The organism is bacterium (genome assembly GCA_035454885.1).
Taxonomy (GTDB): Bacteria; UBA10199; UBA10199; order JACPAL01.
Map to the genome: position 1 here is coordinate 17,846 of DATIGE010000018.1, position 23,218 is coordinate 41,063.

Genomic DNA, 23,218 nt, shown 5'->3' on the forward strand with positions numbered 1-23,218 from the left:
GAAAATCTCCTCTCAATAACGCAGTGCATCAAAAAAGAGTTTGACAGACTTTAATGCACCGTGTTAGCTGTACTGCGTCAGTCATAAAGGGTTTGAGTGACAGAGCGAAGTTTGAGCCGATGAATTCGGATCAGCCTTCGCTATGGCACTCTCAAAGAAAACAAACAAGATTCCGAAAGAAGGAGGCAGCGTATGGCTACCCGGCGCAAGCGAGCCACAATTGCAAAGGCTTCAAGAGCGATTCCTCGCAAGTTTGAAGGCATCGCCGATCTTCTCTCCAAGCTTGAAGTGGAGACGGAGAAGGTTGTTCGACGTTTCGTCGAAAGGGCGGAACAGTCATCCCGGGACATCAAGAAAGGGATCGCGGCCATCATCGACCAAGTCCGCAGCGAAGGATTGGCTTCGGTCGCCAGCGACAAGACCGAGGATCTTCGCCGACTTGCCGAGGACGTGATCGCACGCGCACGGGAGATTCAGATCCTTCCGGGCCATTTCAACCGCGACGAGATCATCCGCGAGGCCAAGAAGAACTTGGACGATCTGATCGACCGCCTGAATACAAGTGAGCTCTTGGCAAAAGCCAAGGCCACGGCCCTCAACACCAAGGATCAAGTCTTGTCCATCTTGAGCATCCCTAACCAGTCCGAGGTGATCAAACTTTCCCGTAAGATCACCAGTCTGGAAAGCCGCGTGAACAAGCTGACGCGGAAAGCTGCTTAAGAAGGACTTTGTCCGCCTCCCTCGCACCGTCCTTTATTTCCCTTGGGGAAATAAGGGACGGTGTCGTTTTTCCCCCCCTTGATCTTTTCCCTCGCGGCTTGTTAGGGCTTGCGCGTGAAGCCCAAGTCCATCCTCATCCTGTCCGGCGGTCTCGATTCGACGGTCTCGTCGCAACTCGCCGTCCGTGAAACCGAACCCGTCCTCGCCCTCACATTTGACTACGGACAAAGGGCCGCCGAACGCGAAAGGATGGCCGCCCGGCGGACGGCGGAACGTCTCAATGTCCCTCACAAGACCCTCGTCCTGCCGTGGCTCAAGGAACTGACGCATACCTCCCTCGTCAACACCGGGAAGCCGCTGCCGGCCGTCCGTGAAAAGGACCTGGACGACCCCGTCCGGGGCCGCAAATCGGCCGAAGCCGTCTGGGTACCGAACCGGAACGGACTGTTTCTGAACATCGCCGCCAGCTTCGCAGAATCGCTCGGAGCCGAGGTCCTCGTCACCGGATTCAACGCGGAGGAAGGCGTGACCTTCCCCGACAACAGCGCGGCCTTCGTCCGTTCCGCCGACGACTTTTTCTGGTTCTCGACCCTCTCAAAGGTGCGCGTGACCAGTTACACGCTGGGATGGAGCAAGCGCGAAATCGCCGCGCAAGCGAAGAGACTCGGCATCTCGCCCGACGACGTCTGGTTTTGCTATGAAGGCGGCGATGCACCCTGCAGGGCTTGCGAGTCTTGCTTGCGGGCCCAACGCGCCTTCCGGGAGGCGGGTTTGGGGAACGCCGCGTGAACATCCTCTTTTCCGGCGATCCCGGCGACTACGACGGCTCGCAATTGAAGCCCCACTGGATCTTCAGGACCTTCGGTCTCCTCGGCGATTCCGTCGTGGCCTTCTCGGGAGGCTGCGACGTTCCGGTCGATCGCATGGTGGATTTGGTCGACGTCCGCGAGAGCAAACCGATCTTCAGCAAAAGCATGCTTCATTTCATCGGTGAATTCTTCGGGCCAGACCTGACCCAAACGATCCTGAGGCAACGCCTCCTGGTCAGCCTCGCCCAGCAAGAGCTCATCTTCCGGACGGGCAAGCCGGCCATCGTCCGCGGCGGCAACGACCTCTACGACGAGGGGGCGAAGCTCTCGGTCTCCATCGCCACCGCTTCACCCGTCTCCACTCTCTTCCACTTTGGAATCAACATCGTGAGCGAAGGCACGCCGGTCCGGACGAAGGGCTTGGCGGACTACAAGATCGACCCCGCGGACTTCGCGCGCGCCCTGCTCGAAAGCTTTCGCGACGAGATCAAGACCGTCGGTGAGGCGCGCGCCAAAGTCAGGCCGGTTGCCTAACATGGCCGTCCAAGCCCCCATCATCGAGATTTTTTCCTCCCTCCAGGGAGAGGGCCCTCGCGTGGGAGAGCGGCATCTCTTCGTCCGTTTCCAGGACTGCGAATTGTCCTGCAAGTTCTGCGACACGCCGGCGAGTTTCGTCGTCAATAAATTCTGCCGCGTCGAGTCTCCCCCATTCTCCAGGCGTTTCCGGAACCTACCGAATCCACTAAGCGTCGAACTGCTGAACGAACAGATCGGCGAATTCGGCGAAAGGGTCCTCTCCGTCACGGGGGGCGAGCCACTCCAGAAGGCGGCCTTCTTGCGCGAATGGCTCCCCACGGTCCGTCCCCGGTTCCTCGTGCTGCTCGAGACAGCCGGCGTTCACTTTTCGGAATTCCGGGAGATCGCGGAGTGGGTCGACATCGTGGCGATGGACGTGAAGTTTCCCTCGGTCACGGGCATGCACCCGTGGTGGCGCGAGCACGAGGCGTTCCTCAAGGCGGCTTTGGGCAAGGAGCTGTACGTGAAGGCCGTGGTCAGTTCCGAAACCTCGATCGAGGATCTTCGGCGTGCCGTCGACCTTGTCGCCTCGGTGGCTCCGGAGACCCCGTTCGTCCTTCAGCCCGCGTCGGCGTTCGCGCGCTTCCGGGCCGTGCCCGCCGTCGAACAACTCGCGGAGTGGCAGACGATCGCGCAGAAGACCTTGAAGGACGTCCGGGTGATTCCGCAAATGCACAAACAATTGGGGGTCCTTTGAGAACGCGCGAAGACTACGAAAAACTGGAAAACCAGGTCCTGGCCCCGTACGCGATGATGAGCGCGGCGTCCGAGGGCCGCGAGCACAAGGAGCCGGAGCATCCCTACCGCACGGCCTTTCAGAGGGACCGCGACCGGGTCATCCATTCCACGGCCTTCCGGCGACTGGAGTACAAGACGCAGGTCTTCGTTTTTCACGAGGGCGACCATTATCGGACGCGGCTCACGCACACGATCGAAGGCGCCCAGATTGCGCGCACGATCGCCCGCGCCTTGCGCCTGAACGAGGAGCTCGCCGAGGCGACGATCCTGTCCCATGACCTCGGGCACACGCCCTTCGGTCATTCGGGCCAGGACGTGATGAACCGGCTCATGAAGGAGCACGGCGGTTTTGAGCACAACCGGCAAAGCCTCAGGATCGTGACGCTCTTGGAGCACCGTTATCCCGCGTTTCCCGGGCTCAACCTGACCTACGAGGTCCGCGAGGGGATCGCCAAGCACGTGTCGCCCTACGACTCGCCGCAGGTGAAGTTCAAAAAGAAGGGACACCCGACCCTGGAGGCCCAGATCGTGGATCTCGCCGACGAGATCGCCTACTGCCATCACGATCTGGACGACGGCCTCCGCTCGGGGCTCATCACCGTCGAACAGCTGAAGGCCGTCGACCTCTGGGCCGAACATTTCGAGCGTTGCCGGCGAGGCGGCGACGAGAAGCCGGCTTTGCCGGTTCGAGGAGCGGGGGTTCGGCCAGCGCAGTGCGGTCCATTAGGAGGGGCGCCGGAGGCCCCCCCGCCAAGAAACGACGAGGTCGTCGTGCGCCAGACGGTCCGGTCGATCCTGAACCAGCTCGTGACGGACCTCGTCCAGACAACCGAAGAGAATATCGCGACCTACGGCATCAAAACGACGGAGGACGTCCGCAAGGCCCCGCAAAAATGCGTGCGGCTTTCCGCCGTGACGGACAAGAAGAACAAACAGCTCAAGGCCTTTCTCTACCAGAACTTCTACAAGCATTACCGGGTCGAACGCATGGCCTCGAAGGCGGAAAAGGTCCTCGAAGACCTCTTTCACGCCTATCTGAAGAACCCGAAGATCCTGCCTAAACCGGTTCAGGAGTTCATGAACGGGACCCCCAAGGAACGCGTCATCTGCGATTACATCGCCGGCATGACAGACCGGTTTGCCTTGGAGGAACATGCCCGGCTCTTCGACCCGGCGGTCAAGGTCTAAGCGCCGAAGATCGCGCAACTTTTCTCATCACGGGCCGAACATCCGGCATGACTCCGGCGATGATTTCCGCCTCCGCGATGACGCGCATGGGCCTGTCCTCGCTGTCCGTGCCGGCGGGATTGTCGCTCGTCCCGGGCGGTAGCCGGGCGCAACCGCTCGAACTGGCCGAATGTCCCCGAACCATCCTGGCCAGCCGCAATCCTTCCGCGATCCTGGACATGCTTCGTTTTGCCGGGGTGCGCTATCAGCATCCCGACTCTCCCGCCGCCGCCTTCGGAGTCCGCGTCTTCGAGACGGGGCGGGAGCTCGCCCGTCACGGTCCCTACGACGCGATCACGTTCGATTGGGACCACACGCTCGGCAATTACCAGATCTTCGAGAACGTCGCGAAGCTGATCCGGGTGCGTTCGCGCAGGGAAGAACCGCCGCCGGAGCTCGCGGCGACGGCGATGGTCGCCATCGAGGTGGCGCGCCCCTTCATGCACGAGTTGGCGTTCGGGACGATGGCCGGTTTCGCGCTCCGCCAGGGGCTCCAGAGCCTGGACGAATGGGAAAATTACAAACCGCAGGTCGCTCTCTCCACGCATACCTGGCCCGACCGATTGGGCATCCTCGCCACCTACTTCATGCCCCTCTTGCCCCTCATGGAAGGGCTGCTCCCGGGCTCGCCGCGGATGTACGCGAAGATGACGGATCCCGGCGTCCGGTCGGTCATCCATCTTCATCATTTTCTCGGCTATGCGGAAGGCTTGATCCGCACGTTCAATGCGCGAGGTTTCGATCTCCTCACGGCGGCGCAGTGCGACGAGGTCATGGCCTACCTCGAAGACGGCAAGGCCCACTACCGAAAGCCCCTCGGCGCCCTTGCGATGCGCGGTTGGGAGACCTCGAGCCTGCTTCATTTCGACGACTCGACGACGGTCATAGCCGATCTGATGAAGGCCGCGGGTCGGTCCGGTGCCGGCCGCTTGAAAGGGATCCATGTCCGTCATCCCCATTCGAACGTCTTCCGGAACGTGCAGGAGTGGCACAAGATCGCCCTCCCCGCCCTCTGGCGCCGGCGCGAAAACGCGATCCGAGGCGTCGTCACGAATCTCGCGCGGATGGAGTGGAAAAACTCGGATCTCCCGGCCGTCCTCGGGGCCCTGGGCGTTTATCCCGGGGAGGGAGAGGTCCCCTGGCCGAAGGCTGGATTGCCCGAAGGGGTCGTCCTGGCGGTCCACGAAACCCCGACGACGCTTGGCGAGTTCTGGCGATATTATGTGCAGCCGACGAATCATCTGAAAGAATTGATCCGCAACGCGAGACGGAATCGCGGAGGGTTGAGGGCCATCCGCCGCGCTTACCGGGAGGCGGTCGAGGCGCGGGCGCTGCCCTCCGTCTCTCCGTAGATCACCTTGTACGCCTTCCAGTTCGCGTAGATCTTCATCACGTAATCACGCGTCTCCTGATAGGGGATCTCCTCGATGAACTCCTCCTCCAGGAAGTTCTTCCTCTGCCGGAACCATTCGGAGACCACCTGTTCGCCCGCGTTGTAGGAGGCGGCCACGGCGTACCACCGCCCCTCGAACATCTTGGAGAGCTTCTCGACGTAGCGGACCGACAGGTCGATGTTGGTGAACGGGTCGTAGAGCCACTCGGACCGGTATTCGTCCCAGCCGGCGTCCGCCGCGAGCCTCCTCCCCGTGGCGGGCATGATCTGGAGGAGGCCGATCGCTCCCGCGGGAGAGACGATGTCTTCCCGGAACCGGCTCTCCTGGCGCATCATCGCGAAGAGGAGAAGAGGGTCGATGCCGGCAACACCGGCCTTTTTGAACTCGCTGAACAGATGGTCGGCGTAGGGAATGCGGTATTCGCCGTCTTCGGCGTGCGGACTCCTGATCACGAACGTAAACCCTCCCCCGCCATCCTTTCGAATTTGCGTGGGATCGGGAGGAAGCTGGAGCCCCAGCCGGATCCGAGACCGGCGCGTCTCCACCGCCGCGTCCTCGATCAATCCCAGGTCCGTCAGCTCGTGGACCCGTTCGAGGTCCCGGGACGCCTCGGCCGAGCTTGACCACCGGTCCCAGACGATCCCCCCGGGGATGCGGGTCCACCAGCTCTCGAGGGTCGCGGACACGGACGTCTTGCCCCCGTGAAGCCGGCTCCCGAGCCTTTCCGCGGCGCGGATGCCGTAGTACCGGCCCCCGTACACGAGGACCACCTGATGCAGCACTTCCTCCGCTTCGTCGTTCCGGCCGAGACGCTCCAGGCTTCGCCCCTTCCAGTACAGACTTCGGGGCGTTTCCTCCAAGGCGAGCGCGTCGTCAAAACGGTCCACGGCGGCCTCGTACTGCTCGAGCCGGAAGTGGCACCAGCCCATGCGTTCCAAATAAAGCCGCTTCTCCGACCGGGCCTTGGTCCGGGCCACAAGGTCCTTGAGGACCCTCAGAGCGGAGGCGTAATCGCCCGAATCCTGATGAAGGAAGGCGATCCTCCTCAAGGCCTCCTGACCCTCCCGTGACTTGGGAAAGAGCCTTCGAAGGTCTTCGTTGGCCCGGATCGCCGTTTCGAAGTCCTGGCTGCGCGCCGCCGCCTTGGAGAGCTGGGTCAGGATTTCGACGGTGGGTGAGAGCCTTCGATAGATCTCCTTGGCCTTCCGGTACTGGCGGGAGGCGAACCAGCAATCGGCCGCCTCCTTGCCGTCCCGGCCTTCACCGACCGCCCCGCAATCCTCCGCCGGGACGGGGATCTCCTGCGCCTCCAAGGACGGACAATCCTCCGGCGAACGGACCTGGGCGTCGGCGAGGGGAAACCAGCGGCTGTCAGGATAATTTTCCGCCAATTCCGAAAAGGCCTGACGGGCTTCCCCGCATTGCCTCCGATGCCAGTAGGCCCACCCCAAGGAATAGAGGACGTAATCCCGGATGGCGGCGTCGACGTTCCGCACCTTCTCCAAGGAAGGAATGACCTTGTCGATCTTGGTCCGATCCGCGGATTGGGTTACTTTGTACCCCTTCAAAAAATTCCGTTTTAGGAGCGGAAGAGGATTGTCCGATGCGTGAGCGGGAGCTACAATCAGGCTTCCAGCGAGCAGGACGATGGAAGCGAACGCGCAGACACCGCAGTATGTTGCCGTTGACAACGAGGACGGGCGCCCGAGCGCTCCGGAATATCTCCCACCCACACTCACCTCCATCTTGGACGCTCTCAAACGCGAGGGACTTTTTGTAAGTGACGGGGCTGACGAAGTAAAGTCTTCGCGCCTCTTCGAGGACAAGGCCATCGAGGGGGTCAACGAAGCCCTGCGCCAGGCCGCCGCCCTCTATCGCTGCCAGGACGACTACCCCGGCGCCGTCCGTCTCCTGGAAAACATCCAGGTCGCGGCCGCTTTGGCCCAAAAGGCCGCCTTTATCGTCCGGAGCCAGCGGGCGAGGCTCTGCGGCCAGATGGCCCGGAAGATCGCCGACCAGAGCCGCGAATACTTCCACGAGCTCAAGGGCCACCATCAAGTTAAAAGGTTGATTCCTGCGTAGGGGCGCACGGCCGTGCGCCCGTACATCAAAATGAAGTCCCAACCTCGAGAATAAGAACGCCGTTGCGCGCGTCCGCCCCCGTGAGCGAATCCGGCACGCCCGCGATCCGGTCGCGGTTCGTGAGGATGATGCCGTAACCCAGCCGTCCCATGAGCGGCAGATGGTAGGCGATGACAAAATCGCCCCGGATTTCCGCGCCGATGCCCAGCATGGGGCGAAACGAAGGGTTGTTGAAGGCGTCGCCGACATCCGTGAAAAAGGCCAGGTGCGCGCTGTTGAGAGCAAGGGGGATCGTGCCCAGCCCCCTTTGGAGGCGGAAGAGAGGCAGGCGGTACTCAGCGGACGCCACCCAAGCCCGGTCCCGCGAAAAAGTCGCGAGCGGCAACCCCCTGAGGGTAAACAGGCGCGTGGAAGATCCTGTGATAAAGCTCTCCCCGAGCGACCCGCCGAGGACGAAGTTGCCTTGGAGGAGCTTATCCCCGAACGCCGCTCCACCGGCGGCGCGCAGCGCGATCACGTGGTGCTGCGAGTACGGCATCAGAATGTATTTCCGAAAATCCCCCCCGACCACGAACTGCTCGAGATTGTTGGACGACCCGAGAATGCTGTTAGTCCCCTCCACGCCGATCGTCACGCGGTCCCCGCCCTCGGGACTGATGGCGGCTGCCGTCCCGCGAAGTCTCGTATAGTTGTAGTAGGCCAAGAATCCGGCGTAGTGTCCCAGGGTCGAGAGCGTCGTGCCGGGGGGAAGGCCCGACTCCTCGGTCCGGTCTTCGAAAAAATATTGGAGCGACGCGCGGTGCGAGCCCAAGGGAACCGAGACGCCGCCGTAGACGCGGCGCCTCTCCTCGAAGAAGTCCGAACCGAGCCCGAAGACGTCGCCGTAGTTGACCGTGAAGTCGCTGATGCCGACTGAAAACGACGGGCGGTAGCGGTTGTAGCTATAGCCGAAATCGAATCCGACAAATTGGTTGTCGCTCCGGTAGGTGACGTCGCCGAACCAATAGTGGCGCTGGAGCGGGTCGAAGTTCGAAAGCGTCGCGGAGGCGAAAACGGCTCCGTCGATCAGGGAGACGTTGGGAAGAATGTAGCGGGGGATCAGGAGCTTTGGAAAGGGACTGTATTTCTTGGCGCCCGAGAGAAGCGTGCTGGACTCAGCGCCCTCCGCACGGTCCCCGGCCCGTGTCTCGGATGGGACGGGTGCCGGTCCCGCGGCCGCCGCCGGCAGCTCTCCACCGACGGCCCTGGCCTCCGTTTTACGGATCTCAAAACCTTTGCCGTTATAATATTGATAAACAATTTGTCCGTCCGGGCTGAACGACGGGGCGAAGGCGCCGGTCAGCACGTTCGTCACCGGCTTGTTCGACTTCGTGTAGGGGTCGTAGCGGTAGACGTTCGCGATACCCGACTTGTCGGAGACATAATAAACGACGCGTTCCTCGCGGTCGATGACGGGACGGTCCTCGATCGCGCCGTCGTCCGTGATCCGGCTCCCCTCCCCGCTCTCCGAATCGATGACCCACAAGTCCCTCTGTCCATTTTTGTGAACCGAGACGACGACGTCCCGTCCGTTCGGCATCCAGCGGGGATGGTCGAACTGGGTGGCCCTAAAGATCGTCCTCCACTCCTTGGTCTTCTGAGCCTGGGGATCGAAGACGCCCAATTCGGCGTATCCCGTCTTTTGGACGGACGCGACAATCTTGCCGTCATGGTTGACGTCCGGATCGCGGGCGCGGGCGCCGTGCGTAAGCTGCTTCATCTTGGACGTCTTCAGATCGATCTCGAAGAGGTCGGAGAACTGATTGTAGCGCTGGTAGGTCGTCACATAGGAGAGGACGAGCTCTTCCCCATCCGGAGAAAAACTCATCTGCTGGGGATCGCGACCCTTGAGAAGGACGCGCTCCTTTTGGGTCGCCAGGTCCTTGAGCCGGAGTTCGGAGCGGTGGTGGATGGAGGTCGCGACGTAGGCGAGCTTCTTTCCGTCCGGCGAGAAGGTCGGCATCGAGTAGCTTCCGCCCTTGTCCGGCGTGAGATACGCGTCGCCTTCCTTGAGCCCCGCGGCCAGAACGGCCGCCTTGGTCTCACCGTAACGCTTCGTCAGCTCGTCCCGCCACTCCTCCCAGAGCTTCAGGAAGGAGCGGCCCTCGTCGTCGCAGGTCTCGGGATAGGTGCGTTTGGTCTTGTAGGTTCCGCGATCGGTCCAGTGGGTCTCGGAACAGAGCTTCTCCTCCTCGGGCGTCCTTTCCTTGCGGTAGGAACGCCTGGCCTGGGAATTCAGCATGAAGAACCGGAGCGAGGAGCCGTAGTGGTGGCTGAACTCGATCATCTTGGATTCGCCGTACTTCTCCGCGAGGAACTGCCAAAAGCCGACCCCGTAGAGATATTGGGCCTGCCAGGCCGGCCACTCGTACTTGGTCCCCGCCATCTCGTCGATCTTCTGGAACCGTCCGTTCAGGATGTCCGTCCGGAGGAGCATGTCGGTGAACGCCGAACGTCCGCGGCCTTTGGTGGTCTGCTCGGTTTCGAAGTAGGTCGCGATGCCCTCCGTCACCCAGCCGGGCGTCAGACCGTTGGGCGCCATGAGCTTGCCCACAACGAACTTGAGGGCCTTGGCCGGGTAGCGCGTGTCCGTGATGTGGACCACGTGCGTGTACTCGTGGATGAAGAGGTCGCGGAGCCAGTCGTCGTAATTCGCGAGCGTGCTGTCCGCGAAGGGAGGCACGGCCCGGAGGACGACGATGTTGTAGGGGATGACGAGCGTGAAGCCGTTGGCGAGGTCGTGGTTGTCCACCACCACGACTTCCGTCCTGCCCCATGGGTGGGCGTCGAACTTGCCCGTGATCCGCCGGTACACGTCTTCGGCCATCGCAACGAGCCTTTCGACGACCTTCTCCTCGCCCTCGTAGTAGGTGAAGGCGAAATGCTCGGTCTTGACCGTCTTCCAATGGAGTTTGGGGTCGGTGAGCCCGGCGGAGACGCCGGACGGACGCAGGAAGGACAACGCCAGAAAGACAGCGAGAACAGGAATCAGACGCCGCCGAAGCCGCAGGAATGGCATGTAGGCGCAATCATACTGTATTCCGGCGTATTCAGAAAATCTTTTTTCCGATGGACGGAATCGGCGGGCCGCCGATAGAAGGGGCCACACCAAGGGTGCGATTCAAATTTTGATCTTCTGGAGGTTTTCATCGTGAAAAAAATTATCGTTCTGATTTCGACCGCCCTCGCCCTGGCGGGTTGCGGCGGGTCTTCGGACAGCGGCACGGAACAGGCGGGCCTGAACATCTTCAGCATCAAGGCCTTTCCGGCCTTCAGCGGCTTCGTGAATCCGACCGTGATCGTCCAGCACGGCCCCGTCCCCATCCTCAAGCTGCAGGCGGCGGGCGCGCCCGGTTCCTTCTGCTCCGAGTTCTGCTATCTGAAGCAGGGCATCGAAGAGGCCGTCCGCCAGAACCAGGAGCTCGATTTCTTCCTGTGTCTCAGCCGGAAGGCGAACGAGAAGGAACCGGCGTTCGAAATTCCCTCGGCCGACGGATGCGGTTACTTTGAAATCACTCCGCCCGCCTTCTCGACGGACGCAGGACCGGACGGAGTCCGTCTCGACCTGCCGGCGAAGATCCAGGCCCGTCTCTGCCGGAACGGAAACCAGGTCCGCATCCATACCTGCGGCGACGGAGAGCTCCAGCAAGAAGCCCTTCTCACCAACAACACGACCGACGAGAGCGTCGCCGCCACGGTCGTCAAGCGTCTTCTTCAGAGCAACGGATGCGAGGACAAATACAAGATCGACTTTCAGTCCAACTGCACGCCCGGGGCCTTTGGGAACGCCGTGTGCGCGGCGACGGTCAACGGCAACTACTGCGGCTGCTACGGCAACGGCACGATCAACGTGAGTGTGACCGGCGGGGCCGAACCGCGGATTCAGTATGAGTCGGATTTCGCGGCGAACGGCCTGGGCGACGGAACGTTCGGCATCTTCGACGTCTGCAGCCACGGCGACTGGTCGGAGGGCGGCGAGGGCTGCTTTCAGTCACAAGCGGAAGGCAGCTTCCCGGCGATTCCGTCCGCCGAAGTGCCTTTGAACGGCCTCGACGGCTGCAAGGCCATCGCCGGCGCCGCCAGCGTCTGCCCCAATCCGGACTTCGATCCCGACGCCTTCGACCCGTTGTATCCGGTTTGTCCCTTCGTCGCGGCGAACGGGGCCAGCTGCGGCTTCAGCTTTTCAGCCGTCAACTGCTGTGGCCTGACGGGGGATAGCTTGAGCGCGCTCGGAGGCGAGGACATCGACGACGCCCCGTTGTCGAGCCTCTTGGACGACGTCTCGGGCCGCGCTTGCGCTGGGCAAGGAAATTGCGGCGCCGTCGCTTTCGAAGATGCGTGGGACTGCGCCCCGCCATCGGGCCAAACCTTCGCGCCGGTGAACCTGCTCGGCGCCTCCGGCGTCGACCTGACCGAATGCGCGAACCTCTTGACCGCCGTGAACACGTTCACGGCCGACGAGAACTGCAGCGAGCAGACGGCGGACGCGAGCTCGGACGAGATCGCGCGGGAGGTGGGCTCCCTCACCGGCTGTCAGCTCGATTCCGAGTGCGCCTCCGGCGAGGTCTGCCACCTCATGGACAACGCGCAGGGCGTTTGCGTCCCGGAGCCGGCTGATTGCGACCTCTCGAGCCCGGCCTGCGCCGCCGGGGAAACCTGCGCCTACGACCCGCAATTCGACCGCGCCAAGTGCGTACCGGACTACGTCTGCGACGCGTCCTGCACCTCCGGCCAACCCTGCAACGCGGCCACGGGGGCCTGCGAGTTCGTCCCCTGCACCTTCCTGTCGACGGACACCTGCGCCGCGCGCTTGGGCACGGGATATTCCTGCAACTTCACCCTGGGGCATTGCGAGCCCTAATGGCCTGGAATAACTGACGAAAACAGACGGAATCCACTCGCAACCTTTGGCCGAAATCGCCGACAACGGGCCTCGATTATGATCAATCCCGTTGGAGCATCGGCCGCGACCGGCGCGCTGGCCTCCGTCATCGGCGCCGTCTCACAGGTCCCCCCCATCTTGAGCCAATATATCGCCGGCTCCCTCGCCGCCGATCAGGCGCGGACCCGGCTCGCCCCCGTCCTGTCGTCCCTCACGGACATGAACGATCTCCGGGATCCGGTGGACAGGCTCCGCCGTTTCGTCGGCGGCGCCGATCTGCCGAACGACGAGGCGCGATCGATCCTGGCTGGCGTTGAAGGCTTTCTCAGATCCCAGCCCCCTGCCGCCGATCCGGCCGCCTCCATCGCCCAAGGGGCCGCCGAGGCCTTGGGCTCCATCGTCGGGCCGGCGACGCCTCCCCTGTCCGGCCCGCTTCACCGGCCGTCCGTCACCCTCCCGCCGCCGTCGATGCCACGCACGGTGCGCATGCTTCCGGCGGGCCAGGAAGATCGGATCGCCTGCGGCCAGTGCCAAACCTTGAACCCGAACGACTACAATTTCTGCCGGCACTGCGGCATCCCCAACCCCGAGACTCAGAAAACCCCCAAGCCGGAGCGCAAGCTCGTGACGATGGTGTTCACCGACTTCAAGGGATTCACGGAAGCCTGCGAAACCCAGGAACCCGAAGTGATCGGAGAGGTGCGCGACCGCTATCGTACCGCGTTGAACGCCATCATCGTGGCCCACCAGGGCGAGGTGGTGAAATGGATCGGCGACGCCGTCATGGCGGTTTGGGGCGCCACCCGTTCATCGGAAGACGACGCCGTCAACGCCGTGAAGGCCGCCTGGGCCCTGCAACAGGAGGTCTCACGCATCAATCAAGAGCTCGGCCAGTTGGGCCAGCCGCACTTCCTCATGCGCGTAGGCGTCCACACGGGCAAGGCGCTCGTTCTCTACGCGCAGGACCCGGGCCGTGCCCGTGAGTTGGATCTGCTCGGGGCCGACGTCAACCGCGCCGCACGCACCGAGCCGATGTGCAAGCCGGGCTCCGTGCTTTGCACCGATACGACCTACCGGGCGGTCCTGAACCGAGGGACTTTTTTCGAATTCGAGAAACGCGATTTTCTCAAAGGCAAGCGGGCCGGCGAGATCAAAGACCGGATTGCCACCTACGAAGTCATGCGCCCCAGCCTCCAAGATGAGACTCAGCTGGGGAGGCACGGCTCCGACATCCGTTTCATCGGACGCGGAGAAGAACTTGAGCGCATTCGCCGCGGATTCGAAGAGACCGTGGCTCAAGCCCGGGGCCGTCTTCTCATCGTCTCCGGAAAAGCGGGCTATGGAAAGAGCCGTTTGGGCCGGGAATTCTTGGCCGAGTTGGACGCGCTCGAGACCGATGCCTTCCGCGTGAGAATGCAGGGTGAAGACATCCAGGTCCGTCTCCCTTTCCGCGCCGTCGCCCAGGCCCTCCGGGCGCACATTCAAATCGGAGCGGACGAAGACGACGCCTCGGCCGCCGGCAAACTCCGGGACTTTGTCAAGAACGCCCGCCGAAACGACGAGACGAACGGCTTCGAAACGGACGCCCAATTGATCGGCAACCTCCTGGGCGTCGCTTTCGAGCACCGGTCCGACGAAGTTCAATTCATCCTCCAAAATCCGACCGAGCTCCGCGTGCGCACGCTGGAGGCGGTCACCAAGGTTCTTGAGGGGCTCAGCCGGCAGAAGCCCGTCGTGCTCGTTTTGGAGGATCTCCATTGGATGGATGCCGCCTCCACCCAATTCCTGCGCGAACTCCTCGAACGCCTCGCCGACCGTCCCGTTTTCGCGCTCGGTCTCGCCCGCCCCGACTTTTTTGAGGAAAGCCAAGCCCTGGTCGACGGCCCGTACCCCGTCGACGCCGTTCACCTCGAACCGTTCTCGCGGGGCCTTCAAAACGAGATGTTGCGAGAGATCCTCTCGGTTGAGATCGCCGACAACGTCCGCGAGTTCCTGCTCACCCAATCCGACGGCAACCCGTTCCTGCTCCAGGAAATGGCGCGGGCCTTGAACGAAGGCTGGCGCGTCGAGAAGATCCAGGGGCGGCTACAGTTCGTCGCGGACAACGGTGAGACCGTCCCGCGCAACGCCCAGCAGTTCCTCCAGACCCGTTTCGACCGTCTGAAGCCGGCCCAAAAAGAGGTCCTCCGCCAGTTTGCCGTCGCGGCGACGGGCATGACGGTCTTGGAGCTTTTGACCCTTCAAACCGAAGTCCGGCCCGACGAGATCAGCGAAATTCTGGACCATTTGAGCGGCAAGGGATTCTTGAGCCGCGGCGAGAACGGCCTGTATCAGTTTTCCCACGCCCTGCTCCGCGAGGCGGTGTACGACCGCATACCGCAGCAGGAACGCGAGCCCATGCACGGGGCCTGGGCCGAAAGACTGGAGGACCTGAGGGAAGACGAACCCGACGTGATCGCCTACCACTACGAAAAGGCCCGCCGGCCTCTCGTGGCCTCCCGCTTCTATTACGAGGCGGCGGAAAAGATCGGATTCAAAGATACCCCCGAATCCATCGCCTTTTATCGCAAGGCCCATGAACTCTCCGCGGGCGAACCGGACCGGCAGTTCAAGTATTTGCGCGGCTGGGACAACATTCTCTATTTGAGCGGCAAATATGCCGAGGAGGACGAGGTCTTCCGGCGCTCGGAATCGCTCTTGGGCGGCCTGCCGGAGATCGACCGGGTGGGCCACCTCTGCCGCGTCGGCCGCTCGCTCATCCGCAGACGGCGCTTCGAGGAGGCTGCGGCGCCGCTCACCGAGGCCCTGGCCCTCTTGGACACGCTCCCTGAAGACCCGGTCACCGTCAGGCTCAAGGGCCACATCCTGGTGGAGCGCGCGATCAATCTCGTCTCGCTCGGGAAACTCGACGAGTCGGAGGCGATGTACACCGAAGCCGCGGAAATCGGCCGCTCGACTAACGATCCGCTCGTTCTCGGGCGCGCCCTCTGGAGCCTCTCCTTCCGCGAGAGCCGGCTGGGGAACGCCTTCGGGTCCTTCACGGCCGTGCGCGAGGCTTCGGAACTCTTCCGCGAGATCGGCGACTTCAACCGCTACGTCTTCACCGTCACGAACGTGGGATGGAACCTCACCATGCTCGGCGCCTACGACGAGGCCGAGGCCGTCTTGCAACAGGCATTGGGGTTGACGACCCGCTTCCGCAGCCCGGTGCAAGGGATGGAGTCGCTCAACGACTCGATGGGCCGCGTTTTGTACCTGAAGGGAAGCCTGGACGAAGCCATAGCCTTCTTTGAAATGAACCTGGTCCAGCATCCGGACCACCGATTCCTGGTCTTCAATCTCGCCTATCTCGCGCAGGCCCACCTCGCCAAAGGCAACATCGACCTGGCCCAGGCGAAGGCCGACGAGGCGCTGCGGATCGCCTTGTCCAAAAAAAGCTCTCCTGAGGACCTGCAGGAAAACGAGGCGGCGGCGCGCGTCGTTCGGGCCCAGATCCAGCTCAAGCGCGGCGATCCGCGCGGGGCGCTCTTTGAAAGCGCGAAAGCCATGGAGATCCTGGAGAAACTGAAGGGCGTCGAGACGTTCGGGTTCGAGATCCCCCTCATCCACGCCGAACTTCTCCTGCTGCTCGGGCGTCACGACGAGGTCGAGACGCTGATCGGCCGCACCTGCCGCGACCTCATCGCGAAGGCCCAAAACATCCCGGACGCCGTTTACCGTCGTCATTTTCTCGACATCCAGGTCCACCGCGATCTCCTTCAAATGGCCCGGGAACTGGGGCTTGACACTGGGGCCGTCATTCCCTAAGTTAGCGAAGTCTTTGACAATTTAACTGGCTTATCCAGAGTGGTGGAGGGACTGGCCCTGCGAAACCACAGCAACCTCAAAGGAAGGTGCTAATTCCAGAGAGATAAGGAGTCTTAAAACCGCCCCTTCTTATCAGAAGGGGCTTTTTAATTTGTGGAAACGATCCTCGCATCCATCGGCCATACGCCCTTGATCCAACTCACCCGCTCCGTGCCGCCGGGCGCGGCGAAGGTCTACGCCAAGCTCGAGCGCTTCAATCCCGGCGGGTCGCTCAAGGACAGGATCGTGCTCCGGATTCTTTCGGAGGCGGAAAAGGCGGGAACTTTGAGACCCGGCGGGACGGTCGTGGCCGGCACGACGGGCAATTCCGGCATCGGGCTCGCCTACATCGGGAACGTCAAGAAGCTCAAGGTCATCCTGACGATGCCGGAGAACTTCAGCCTCGAGCGGCGGCGGATTTTGGAATGCTACGGGGCGGACGTGCGGCTCACCCCGGCGGAGGAAGGCATGAAGGGCGCCATCCGCCGGGCCAAGGAGATCGCCAAGGAGACCGGCGCCTTTCTCTTCGCCCAATTCGAGGACCCGGAAACCGCGACGGCGCACGAGTTGACGACGGCAAAGGAGATCCTGGACGCCCTCTCGCTGCCCGTCGACGCCTTCGTCGCGGGCGTCGGGACGAGCGGGACGATCATGGGCGTCGGCCGCGTGATGAAAGGCCAGGGCGCCCGCATCGTGGCCGTGGAACCGGCCTCCTCGCCCCTCCTTTCCGAGGGGCGCGCGGGCCCGCACAAGATTCAGGGGATCGGGCCCGGTTTCGTGCCGACGATCCTCGACCGGTCGGTCATCGACGAGATCGTGACCATCTCGGACGAGGAGGCCTTCGAGGGCTCCCAGGAAATCGCCCGGAAGGAGGGCATCCTGGCGGGCATCTCGTGCGGGGCGGTCTTCGTGGCGGCCCGCAGGGTTGCGCGGAGGCTCGGAACGGAGAAGACGGTCGTGACGGTCTTCCCCGACGGCGGGGAACGCTATTTCAGCATGAGGAAATATTTTCAGAGGGAAAAATAATATGTCGTTCGTCAAAGGACTCAAATGCCGCGAATGCGGCCACCACCTTCCGGTCATGCCGACGCACGTCTGCGAATTCTGCTTCGGCCCCTTGGAGGTCGACTACAACTACGAGGAGATCGCCCGCTCCCTGACCAAGGAGAAGATCCAGAAGCGGCCGCAGACGATGTGGCGCTACCGCGAGCTCCTTCCCATCGACCATGACCCGACGGTCGGCGTCGAGGCCGGCTTCACGCCGCTCATCCACGCCAAGAATCTGGCGAAGGCCTTGGGGCTGAAGGAGCTGTGGGTCAAGAACGACGCCGTCAGCTACCCGACCCTCTCGTTCAAGGACCGCGTCGTCTCCGTCGCCCTCTCCAAGGCGCGGGAGTTCGACTTCAAGGTGGCGGCCTGCGCCTCCACCGGAAACCTCGCCAACTCCGTCGCCGCGAACGCCGCGGCGGCCGGCATGGAGGCCTACGTCTTCATCCCGCACGACCTGGAGGCCGGAAAGGTTCTCGGAACGCTCGTCTTCGGCGCGCACGTCATCGGCATCCGCGGCACCTACGACGACGTCAACCGCCTCTGCAGCGAGGTCGCGGCCAAGTACAAGTGGGCCTTCGTCAACATCAACGTCCGCCCGTACTACGCGGAGGGCTCCAAGACGTTGGGCTACGAGATCATGGAGCAGCTGGGCTGGAAGCTGCCGGACCACATCGTCGTCCCGATGGCCTCCGGCTCCCTCCTCACGAAGATCCACAAGGCGATCAAGGAATTCTGCAAGCTCGGCTTCATCGCCTCGGACAAGTGCCGCGTTCATGGCGCCCAGGCGACCGGCTGTTCGCCGATCTCAACCGCCCTCAAGAGCGGCTGGGACCTGTTCAAGCCGGTCAAGCCCGACACGATCGCCAAGTCGCTCGCCATCGGCAATCCCGCGGACGGTTTCTACGCCATGACGTCCATGAAGGAGACGGGGGGCACCGCGGAGGACGTCTCCGACGAGGAGATCATCGACGCGATCAAGCTGCTCGCCGAGACCGAGGGCATCTTCACGGAGACGGCCGGCGGCGTCACGCTCGGGGTCGCCAAGAAGCTCGTGAAACAGGGCCGGATCAAGAAGGACGAGTCGGTCGTCTTGTGCATCACCGGGAACGGACTCAAGACCCAGGAGGCCGTGCAGGGCCACGTGGGCAAGGCCAAGATCATACACGCAAAGATCGACGAGTTCGACGAACTGCAGAAAAAATAGGGGGCTCTCTTTATGGTGAAGGAAAAATCGAAAATCGTGCGCCGGAAGGTCTATCTCACCTTCCCGGCGGCCAAGACCCGCGAGGCGATCATCTGCGACATGTACGACCAGTACAAGGTGCGGTTCAACGTGCGCTCCGCCTCGGTCAACGACATGATCGGCTTGATCGCCCTGGAGCTCGAAGGCCCGGAGGACGACATGAACAAGGCCCTCGAATACTTCAAGAAGCGCGGGGTGCAGGTGGAGCCGATCGAATTGGACGTGATGGCGGGCTGATGCTGATTTCGTCGATCCTAGACAAAATCGGGAACACGCCCCTCGTCCGCATCCGCGAGATCGGCAAGGAATTGCCCCAGGTCCGCTCGGGAAAGGTCAAGATCTACGGCAAGGTCGAGTATTTCAACCCCGGCGGTTCGATCAAGGACCGGCCGGCGTTCCGGATGATCAAGGAGGGGCTCAAGTCGGGCCGGTTGACCAAGGACAAGGTCATCATGGACCCGACGTCCGGCAATACCGGGGTGGCCTATGCCATGATCGGGGCGGCCCTCGGCCTCCAAGTCGAGCTCGTGATGCCCGGGAACGTGAGCCAGCAACGCAAGAACATCGTCACCACGTTCGGGGCCAAGATCACCTACTCGTCCCCGATGGAGGGCTCCGACGGGGCGATCCGGCTGGCGCACAAGCTGAAGGCCGAGAACCCGGAACGATATTTCATGCCCGACCAGTACAACAACGAGTTCAACCCGAAGTCCCATTACGACACGACGGGCGTCGAGATCTGGCGGCAGACGGAGGGAAGGGTCACCCACTTCGTGGCCGGCATCGGCACCGGCGGGACGATCATGGGCACGGGGCGGAGGCTCAAGGACTACAACAAGGACGTCCGGATCATCGCCGTGGAGCCGGACAACGCCCTGCACGGCTTGGAGGGCCTGAAGCACATGGCGAGCTCGATCGTGCCCGGCATCTACAAGGAGCGGGAATTGGACGGCAAGATCCCCATGCCCACCGAGCCCGCCTACGACATGTGCGAGAGGCTCGCGCGGGAGGAAGGGTTGATCGTCGGCCACTCCGCGGGAGCCGCCGTGGTCGGGGCGCTGCAGATCGCCCAGAAGATCGGGGAAGGCGTGATCGTCACGATCCTGTGCGATCACGGGGACCGGTATTTCACGATGCTGGACTGGGAAAGGGACGTTCAGGACCTGCCGTACAAGGACGTGGGGATTTAGCGTGTTAACCATCTGCCAAGAAATCTTGGACCAAATCGCCGCCCACGCGGTGACGCATTATTCCGACGAGGCCTGCGGCTTTCTCATCGGCGAGAAGGGCCAGGACTCCGTGACGGAATTCATCCCCGTCCGGAACGTCTACGATGAGATGCGCGCCAAGTACCCGGAGACCTACCCGCGCACGGCCAAGACCGCCTACCTGATCGATCCGCGCGAGCATCGGAGGGTCTTCGATGACGCGGCCAGGGACGGACGGGAAGTAAAGGCCATCTACCACTCTCACACCGACCACGACGCCTATTTCTCGCAGGAGGACCGGTTGGTCGCCGCTCCCTGGGGCGAACCGAATTATCCGGGCGTGTCGTACATCGTCGTCTCCGTCTGGGACGGCCGGTTGAAGGAGATCAACGAATTTTCGTGGGACAACGCCAAGAACGATTTTGTGCAACGCAAATTAACGTGAGAAGGAGACCATCATGGCCAAAGTCAGAATCCCAACCCCCCTGCAGAAACTGACCCGCAATCAGGGTGAAGTCGCCGCCTCGGGCGCGACGGTCAAGGACGTCCTCGCCGACCTGGAGAAACAGTTCCCGGGGATCCGCGAGCGCCTCTATGACGAGAAGGGCGCGCTCCGGCGGTTCGTGAACTTCTACGTCAACAACGAGGACATCCGCTTCATGAGCGGCGAGACGACCCCGGTGAAGGACGGCGACGAGGTCTCGATCGTTCCCGCGATCGCCGGTGGAAACGCGTAAGGGCGAACACAAGGTCGGCGAAGCCGTGCCCGTGGTATCGCCCCTACAACAATGGAAAACCTAGGACTCCTCAAACTGCAGTTGCTGTACTACGGCATTCGCGCCGGCGAGGGTCTCCCCTCTCCTCTCGCGAACCCGTTCGGGCTGGTGCATTTGGTGCTGCCCGATAAGACGCCGGTAAGCGTTCACCGCAACGACAACGGCAGGGAGTCCCCTTTCACGCTGAAAAAGGACGGCGCTCGCTTCCACTTGGACATCGCGGACCGGGAATGCGTCCCGGTGAAGTGGACTCCGCCTCTCACGTGTTATCAGAAAAAGACGTCCTCCGGTCTGCCGGTCGCCGACATCCTGACGGTGCACGGAGACTTCATCGCCGTTCACCCCTCGCACGCCTGCCGCTTCGGGCAATCGGGTCTTTCCTGCCGTTATTGCGGATCGTCCAAGGAACTCTCTCAACATCCTCCGTTCACGCCGCGCGACTTGGTGGAAGCCGTCCAGATCGTGCTGAAGGAGAAACGTTGCGACCTCGTCGCCCTCTCGTCGGGCCGCGTGGATACGGATGACGGCGGCGTCGAAAAGCTCGCCATGTGGGTGGCCGAGATCCGGAAGCACCTGAATGTCTTGATCTCCCTCGACCTCGTGCCTCCGGCGAGCAACGACTGGATCGACCAGACCTACGCCATGGGGGTCGACGCCGTTTACTACGACACCGATTTCTTCAATCCAAACGACGAACCGAAGAAGGATTTTGAAAAACACAAGACGCGCCAGCTCGAGGCGTTGGAATACGCGGGGAAGATTTTTCCGACGGGCGCCGTTCTTTCGCACTTGGTGGTCGGCCTCGAACCCCTGGAGGAGACCAAAAAAAGCATCGATCTGCTGATCGACCGCGGCGTCGTCCCCGTGCTGACCTACTTCCCTCCCTATGACGGATCCTCGCTGCGAGCCCGATGGACGGCGACTCCCGAGGCGATCGTTCCCCTCTACGCCCACTTGTATGAGCGGCTGGTCAGGACGCACATCAATCCTCAATGGGTTCAGCAGTATGACGTCGTCTTGACGCCTTTGGAGGGCCGGTTTTTCTCCGAACAATCGGCTCGATACCATTTGAAACTCAAACACTTCTACGAAACGGGCTTCGGGCGGGCGCTGCGCTTCGGCTTGGCCGGCCTGCGCCGCCATCTCCGCGTCCGGGAGGTGCCCCGAGGATGAAAATCAAAATCGATACCCGTCCGCTTTGGATCGTCCTTCTTTCGCGCTGGTGGCGGTTTCCCGTCTACGTGCTCCTCGGGTACTTCCTCTACCGTTCCTATGGATTGACGCCTCCCACGGGGCTGACCATCGAGGGATTCCGCGCCCTCATGGTGTTTCTGACCTGCCTGATTCTCTGGGTCTTTCACCTCTTGCCCCTGCCGATCACCGGACTCTTCGCCCTCGTCGCCCCACCGCTCATGGGCGTCATGTCGGTCAAGCAGGCCTTCACCTTTTTCGGCTCCGAACCCGTCTTTTTCATTTTGGGCGTCTTTATCCTGGCGGCCGCTCTTCTCAAGTCGGGTCTCTCCACGCGCCTGGCCCTCCGTCTCTTGAGAAGCTCGGCCAAGTCGCCCAAGCGCCTCATCCTTCAAGTCATGTTCGCCTCGGCCCTGCTGTCGTTCATCATGAGCGAGCACGCCGTGGCCGCGATGATGTTCCCGCTGGTCGTCATCATCACCCAGGCTCTTCAATTCCAGCCGCAAGGCGGTTCCTACGGACGCATCCTCTTTTTGGCGATGGCCTGGGGTTGCGTGGTGGGCGGCATCGCCACCATGCTCGGCGGAGGCCGCGTACCTTTGGCCGTCGGCATCCTGCAGGAGTCCGGCTTCGGCACGATCACGTTTCTGGAGTGGAGCCGCGCCGTCTTTCCGATCGTCCTTGTCCTCTTCGCCTTTTGCTACGTCCTGCTGACCCGGTACTACCCCATCGACGTCGATTCCGTGGAGGAGGCGGACAAGACGCTGGCGGAGCAAGTCGCCAAACTGGGGCGTCCCCTCCTGGAGGAACATTTTCTGGGGCTTTTGCTCGTCGGCGCCGTTCTTGGCTGGATGTTCCTGGGCCACCGAATCGGCATGGCGACCATTTCGATCCTGGCCGTGGTCCTGCTCTTCATGTTCCGCGTCGTGTCGTGGGAAGACCTGCAGGAGAACGTCGAGTGGGGCATCATCCTCATGTACGGCGGAGCCATCGGGATCAGCTCGATTCTCAACTCGACGGGAGCGGGATTGTGGCTGGCCCATACCTACGTGGTCCCCCACCTTCATTCGCCGTGGATCCTGATCGCCGTCCTGTCGTTGGCCACCATCCTGCTCACGGAAGCGATGAGCAACTCGGCGGTCGTGGCGGTCCTGCTCCCCATCGGAATGTCGGTGGCCAAGTCGTTCGGGTTGGATCCCAAGGTCACCGTTTTTGCCGTCGGCACGGCCTCGGGGCTCGCCTACGCCCTGCCGATGAGCACACCGTCGGTGGCCCTCGCCTACTCCTCGGGTTATTTGCGCTTGAAGGAAGTCGTCGTCCCGGCCGCGATCATGGTGGCGGTCTCCTACGGGGCGCTCCTTCTCACGGCGAAATTCTGGTGGCCCCTTCTCGGGATCAGGATCTAGGAGGCGCCCCGGTGAAACCGCGGCAGGAAGG

Annotated in this window: 19 protein-coding genes and 1 riboswitch; of the genes, 17 read left to right on the forward strand and 2 right to left on the reverse strand. The window is 62.5% G+C overall.

Going from position 1 to position 23,218, the window contains the following annotated elements; translation table 11 throughout:
* Positions 1–192: 192 nt before the first annotated feature.
* The 6 genes from VLJ37_04315 to VLJ37_04340 all read left to right on the forward strand — a co-directional run bounded on the left by VLJ37_04315 (position 193) and on the right by VLJ37_04340 (position 5,422).
* Entirely contained in the window at positions 193–720 is a 528-nt protein-coding gene (locus VLJ37_04315) for a hypothetical protein (GenBank protein HSA58888.1), read from the forward strand.
* A 114-nt stretch (positions 721–834) separates the two neighbouring features.
* Complete coding sequence (queC, locus tag VLJ37_04320) at positions 835–1,509, forward strand: 7-cyano-7-deazaguanine synthase QueC (GenBank protein ID HSA58889.1); 675 nt, start codon at positions 835–837, stop codon at positions 1,507–1,509.
* Positions 1,506–2,063: a DUF366 family protein gene (locus VLJ37_04325; protein HSA58890.1), complete on the forward strand. Its 558-nt coding sequence runs from the start codon at positions 1,506–1,508 to the stop codon at positions 2,061–2,063. Before queC ends, VLJ37_04325 begins: the two co-directional genes overlap by 4 nt.
* Position 2,064: 1 nt before the next feature.
* Positions 2,065–2,802, forward strand: a complete 738-nt coding sequence (locus VLJ37_04330; GenBank protein ID HSA58891.1) for a 7-carboxy-7-deazaguanine synthase QueE — start codon at positions 2,065–2,067, stop codon at positions 2,800–2,802.
* A 53-nt stretch (positions 2,803–2,855) separates the two neighbouring features.
* Positions 2,856–4,031, forward strand: a complete 1,176-nt coding sequence (locus VLJ37_04335) for a deoxyguanosinetriphosphate triphosphohydrolase family protein (protein ID HSA58892.1) — start codon at positions 2,856–2,858, stop codon at positions 4,029–4,031.
* A gap of 59 nt (positions 4,032–4,090) precedes the next feature.
* On the forward strand, positions 4,091–5,422 hold the full coding sequence (locus tag VLJ37_04340) for a hypothetical protein (GenBank protein ID HSA58893.1): 1,332 nt from the start codon (positions 4,091–4,093) through the stop codon (positions 5,420–5,422).
* Here VLJ37_04340 and VLJ37_04345 read toward each other — a convergent pair.
* The gene (locus VLJ37_04345; GenBank protein HSA58894.1) at positions 5,374–7,032 is read right to left on the reverse strand and encodes a transglycosylase SLT domain-containing protein; all 1,659 of its coding nucleotides are present in this window, start codon (positions 7,030–7,032) and stop codon (positions 5,374–5,376) included. The two genes, VLJ37_04340 and VLJ37_04345, sit on opposite strands and share 49 nt — an antisense overlap.
* A 79-nt stretch (positions 7,033–7,111) precedes the next feature.
* On the opposite strand from VLJ37_04345, the gene VLJ37_04350 reads away from it, so the two are divergent.
* Complete coding sequence (locus VLJ37_04350; GenBank protein HSA58895.1) at positions 7,112–7,546, forward strand: hypothetical protein; 435 nt, start codon at positions 7,112–7,114, stop codon at positions 7,544–7,546.
* Between the two features lie 25 nt (positions 7,547–7,571).
* Here the strand turns inward: VLJ37_04350 and VLJ37_04355 are convergent, their stop codons facing one another.
* Complete coding sequence (locus VLJ37_04355) at positions 7,572–10,604, reverse strand: hypothetical protein (protein ID HSA58896.1); 3,033 nt, start codon at positions 10,602–10,604, stop codon at positions 7,572–7,574.
* Positions 10,605–10,736: 132 nt separating this feature from the next.
* Here VLJ37_04355 and VLJ37_04360 point away from each other — a divergent pair, with 132 nt between their 5' ends.
* The 10 genes from VLJ37_04360 to VLJ37_04405 all read left to right on the forward strand — a co-directional run bounded on the left by VLJ37_04360 (position 10,737) and on the right by VLJ37_04405 (position 23,187).
* The gene (locus VLJ37_04360) at positions 10,737–12,446 is read left to right on the forward strand and encodes a hypothetical protein (protein HSA58897.1); all 1,710 of its coding nucleotides are present in this window, start codon (positions 10,737–10,739) and stop codon (positions 12,444–12,446) included.
* 78 nt (positions 12,447–12,524) lie between these two features.
* Positions 12,525–16,274, forward strand: coding sequence for an adenylate/guanylate cyclase domain-containing protein (locus VLJ37_04365; GenBank protein ID HSA58898.1), 3,750 nt, complete (start codon positions 12,525–12,527; stop codon positions 16,272–16,274).
* Positions 16,275–16,301: 27 nt separating this feature from the next.
* A riboswitch (SAM riboswitch) is annotated at positions 16,302–16,384 on the forward strand.
* 43 nt (positions 16,385–16,427) lie between these two features.
* Positions 16,428–17,339 carry a cysteine synthase A gene (gene cysK, locus VLJ37_04370; GenBank protein ID HSA58899.1) on the forward strand — a complete coding sequence of 304 codons (912 nt, stop codon included), beginning with the start codon at positions 16,428–16,430 and terminating at the stop codon, positions 17,337–17,339.
* A gap of 1 nt (position 17,340) precedes the next feature.
* A complete protein-coding gene (locus VLJ37_04375; GenBank protein ID HSA58900.1) occupies positions 17,341–18,567 on the forward strand; it encodes a threonine synthase in 1,227 nt (408 codons plus the stop codon).
* A 12-nt stretch (positions 18,568–18,579) separates the two neighbouring features.
* Positions 18,580–18,843 (forward strand): NIL domain-containing protein, encoded by a 264-nt coding sequence (locus VLJ37_04380; GenBank protein HSA58901.1) that lies wholly within the window; start codon positions 18,580–18,582, stop codon positions 18,841–18,843.
* Positions 18,843–19,796 carry a pyridoxal-phosphate dependent enzyme gene (locus VLJ37_04385; GenBank protein HSA58902.1) on the forward strand — a complete coding sequence of 318 codons (954 nt, stop codon included), beginning with the start codon at positions 18,843–18,845 and terminating at the stop codon, positions 19,794–19,796. The genes VLJ37_04380 and VLJ37_04385 overlap by 1 nt, the downstream gene beginning before the upstream one ends.
* Position 19,797: 1 nt before the next feature.
* Positions 19,798–20,259 carry a M67 family metallopeptidase gene (locus VLJ37_04390; protein HSA58903.1) on the forward strand — a complete coding sequence of 154 codons (462 nt, stop codon included), beginning with the start codon at positions 19,798–19,800 and terminating at the stop codon, positions 20,257–20,259.
* A gap of 10 nt (positions 20,260–20,269) precedes the next feature.
* Positions 20,270–20,551 carry a ubiquitin-like small modifier protein 1 gene (locus VLJ37_04395; GenBank protein ID HSA58904.1) on the forward strand — a complete coding sequence of 94 codons (282 nt, stop codon included), beginning with the start codon at positions 20,270–20,272 and terminating at the stop codon, positions 20,549–20,551.
* Positions 20,552–20,602: 51 nt separating this feature from the next.
* Positions 20,603–21,763, forward strand: coding sequence for a radical SAM protein (locus VLJ37_04400; protein ID HSA58905.1), 1,161 nt, complete (start codon positions 20,603–20,605; stop codon positions 21,761–21,763).
* Positions 21,760–23,187 (forward strand): DASS family sodium-coupled anion symporter, encoded by a 1,428-nt coding sequence (locus tag VLJ37_04405; protein ID HSA58906.1) that lies wholly within the window; start codon positions 21,760–21,762, stop codon positions 23,185–23,187. The genes VLJ37_04400 and VLJ37_04405 overlap by 4 nt, the downstream gene beginning before the upstream one ends.
* The last annotated feature ends 31 nt before the right edge of the window (positions 23,188–23,218 follow it).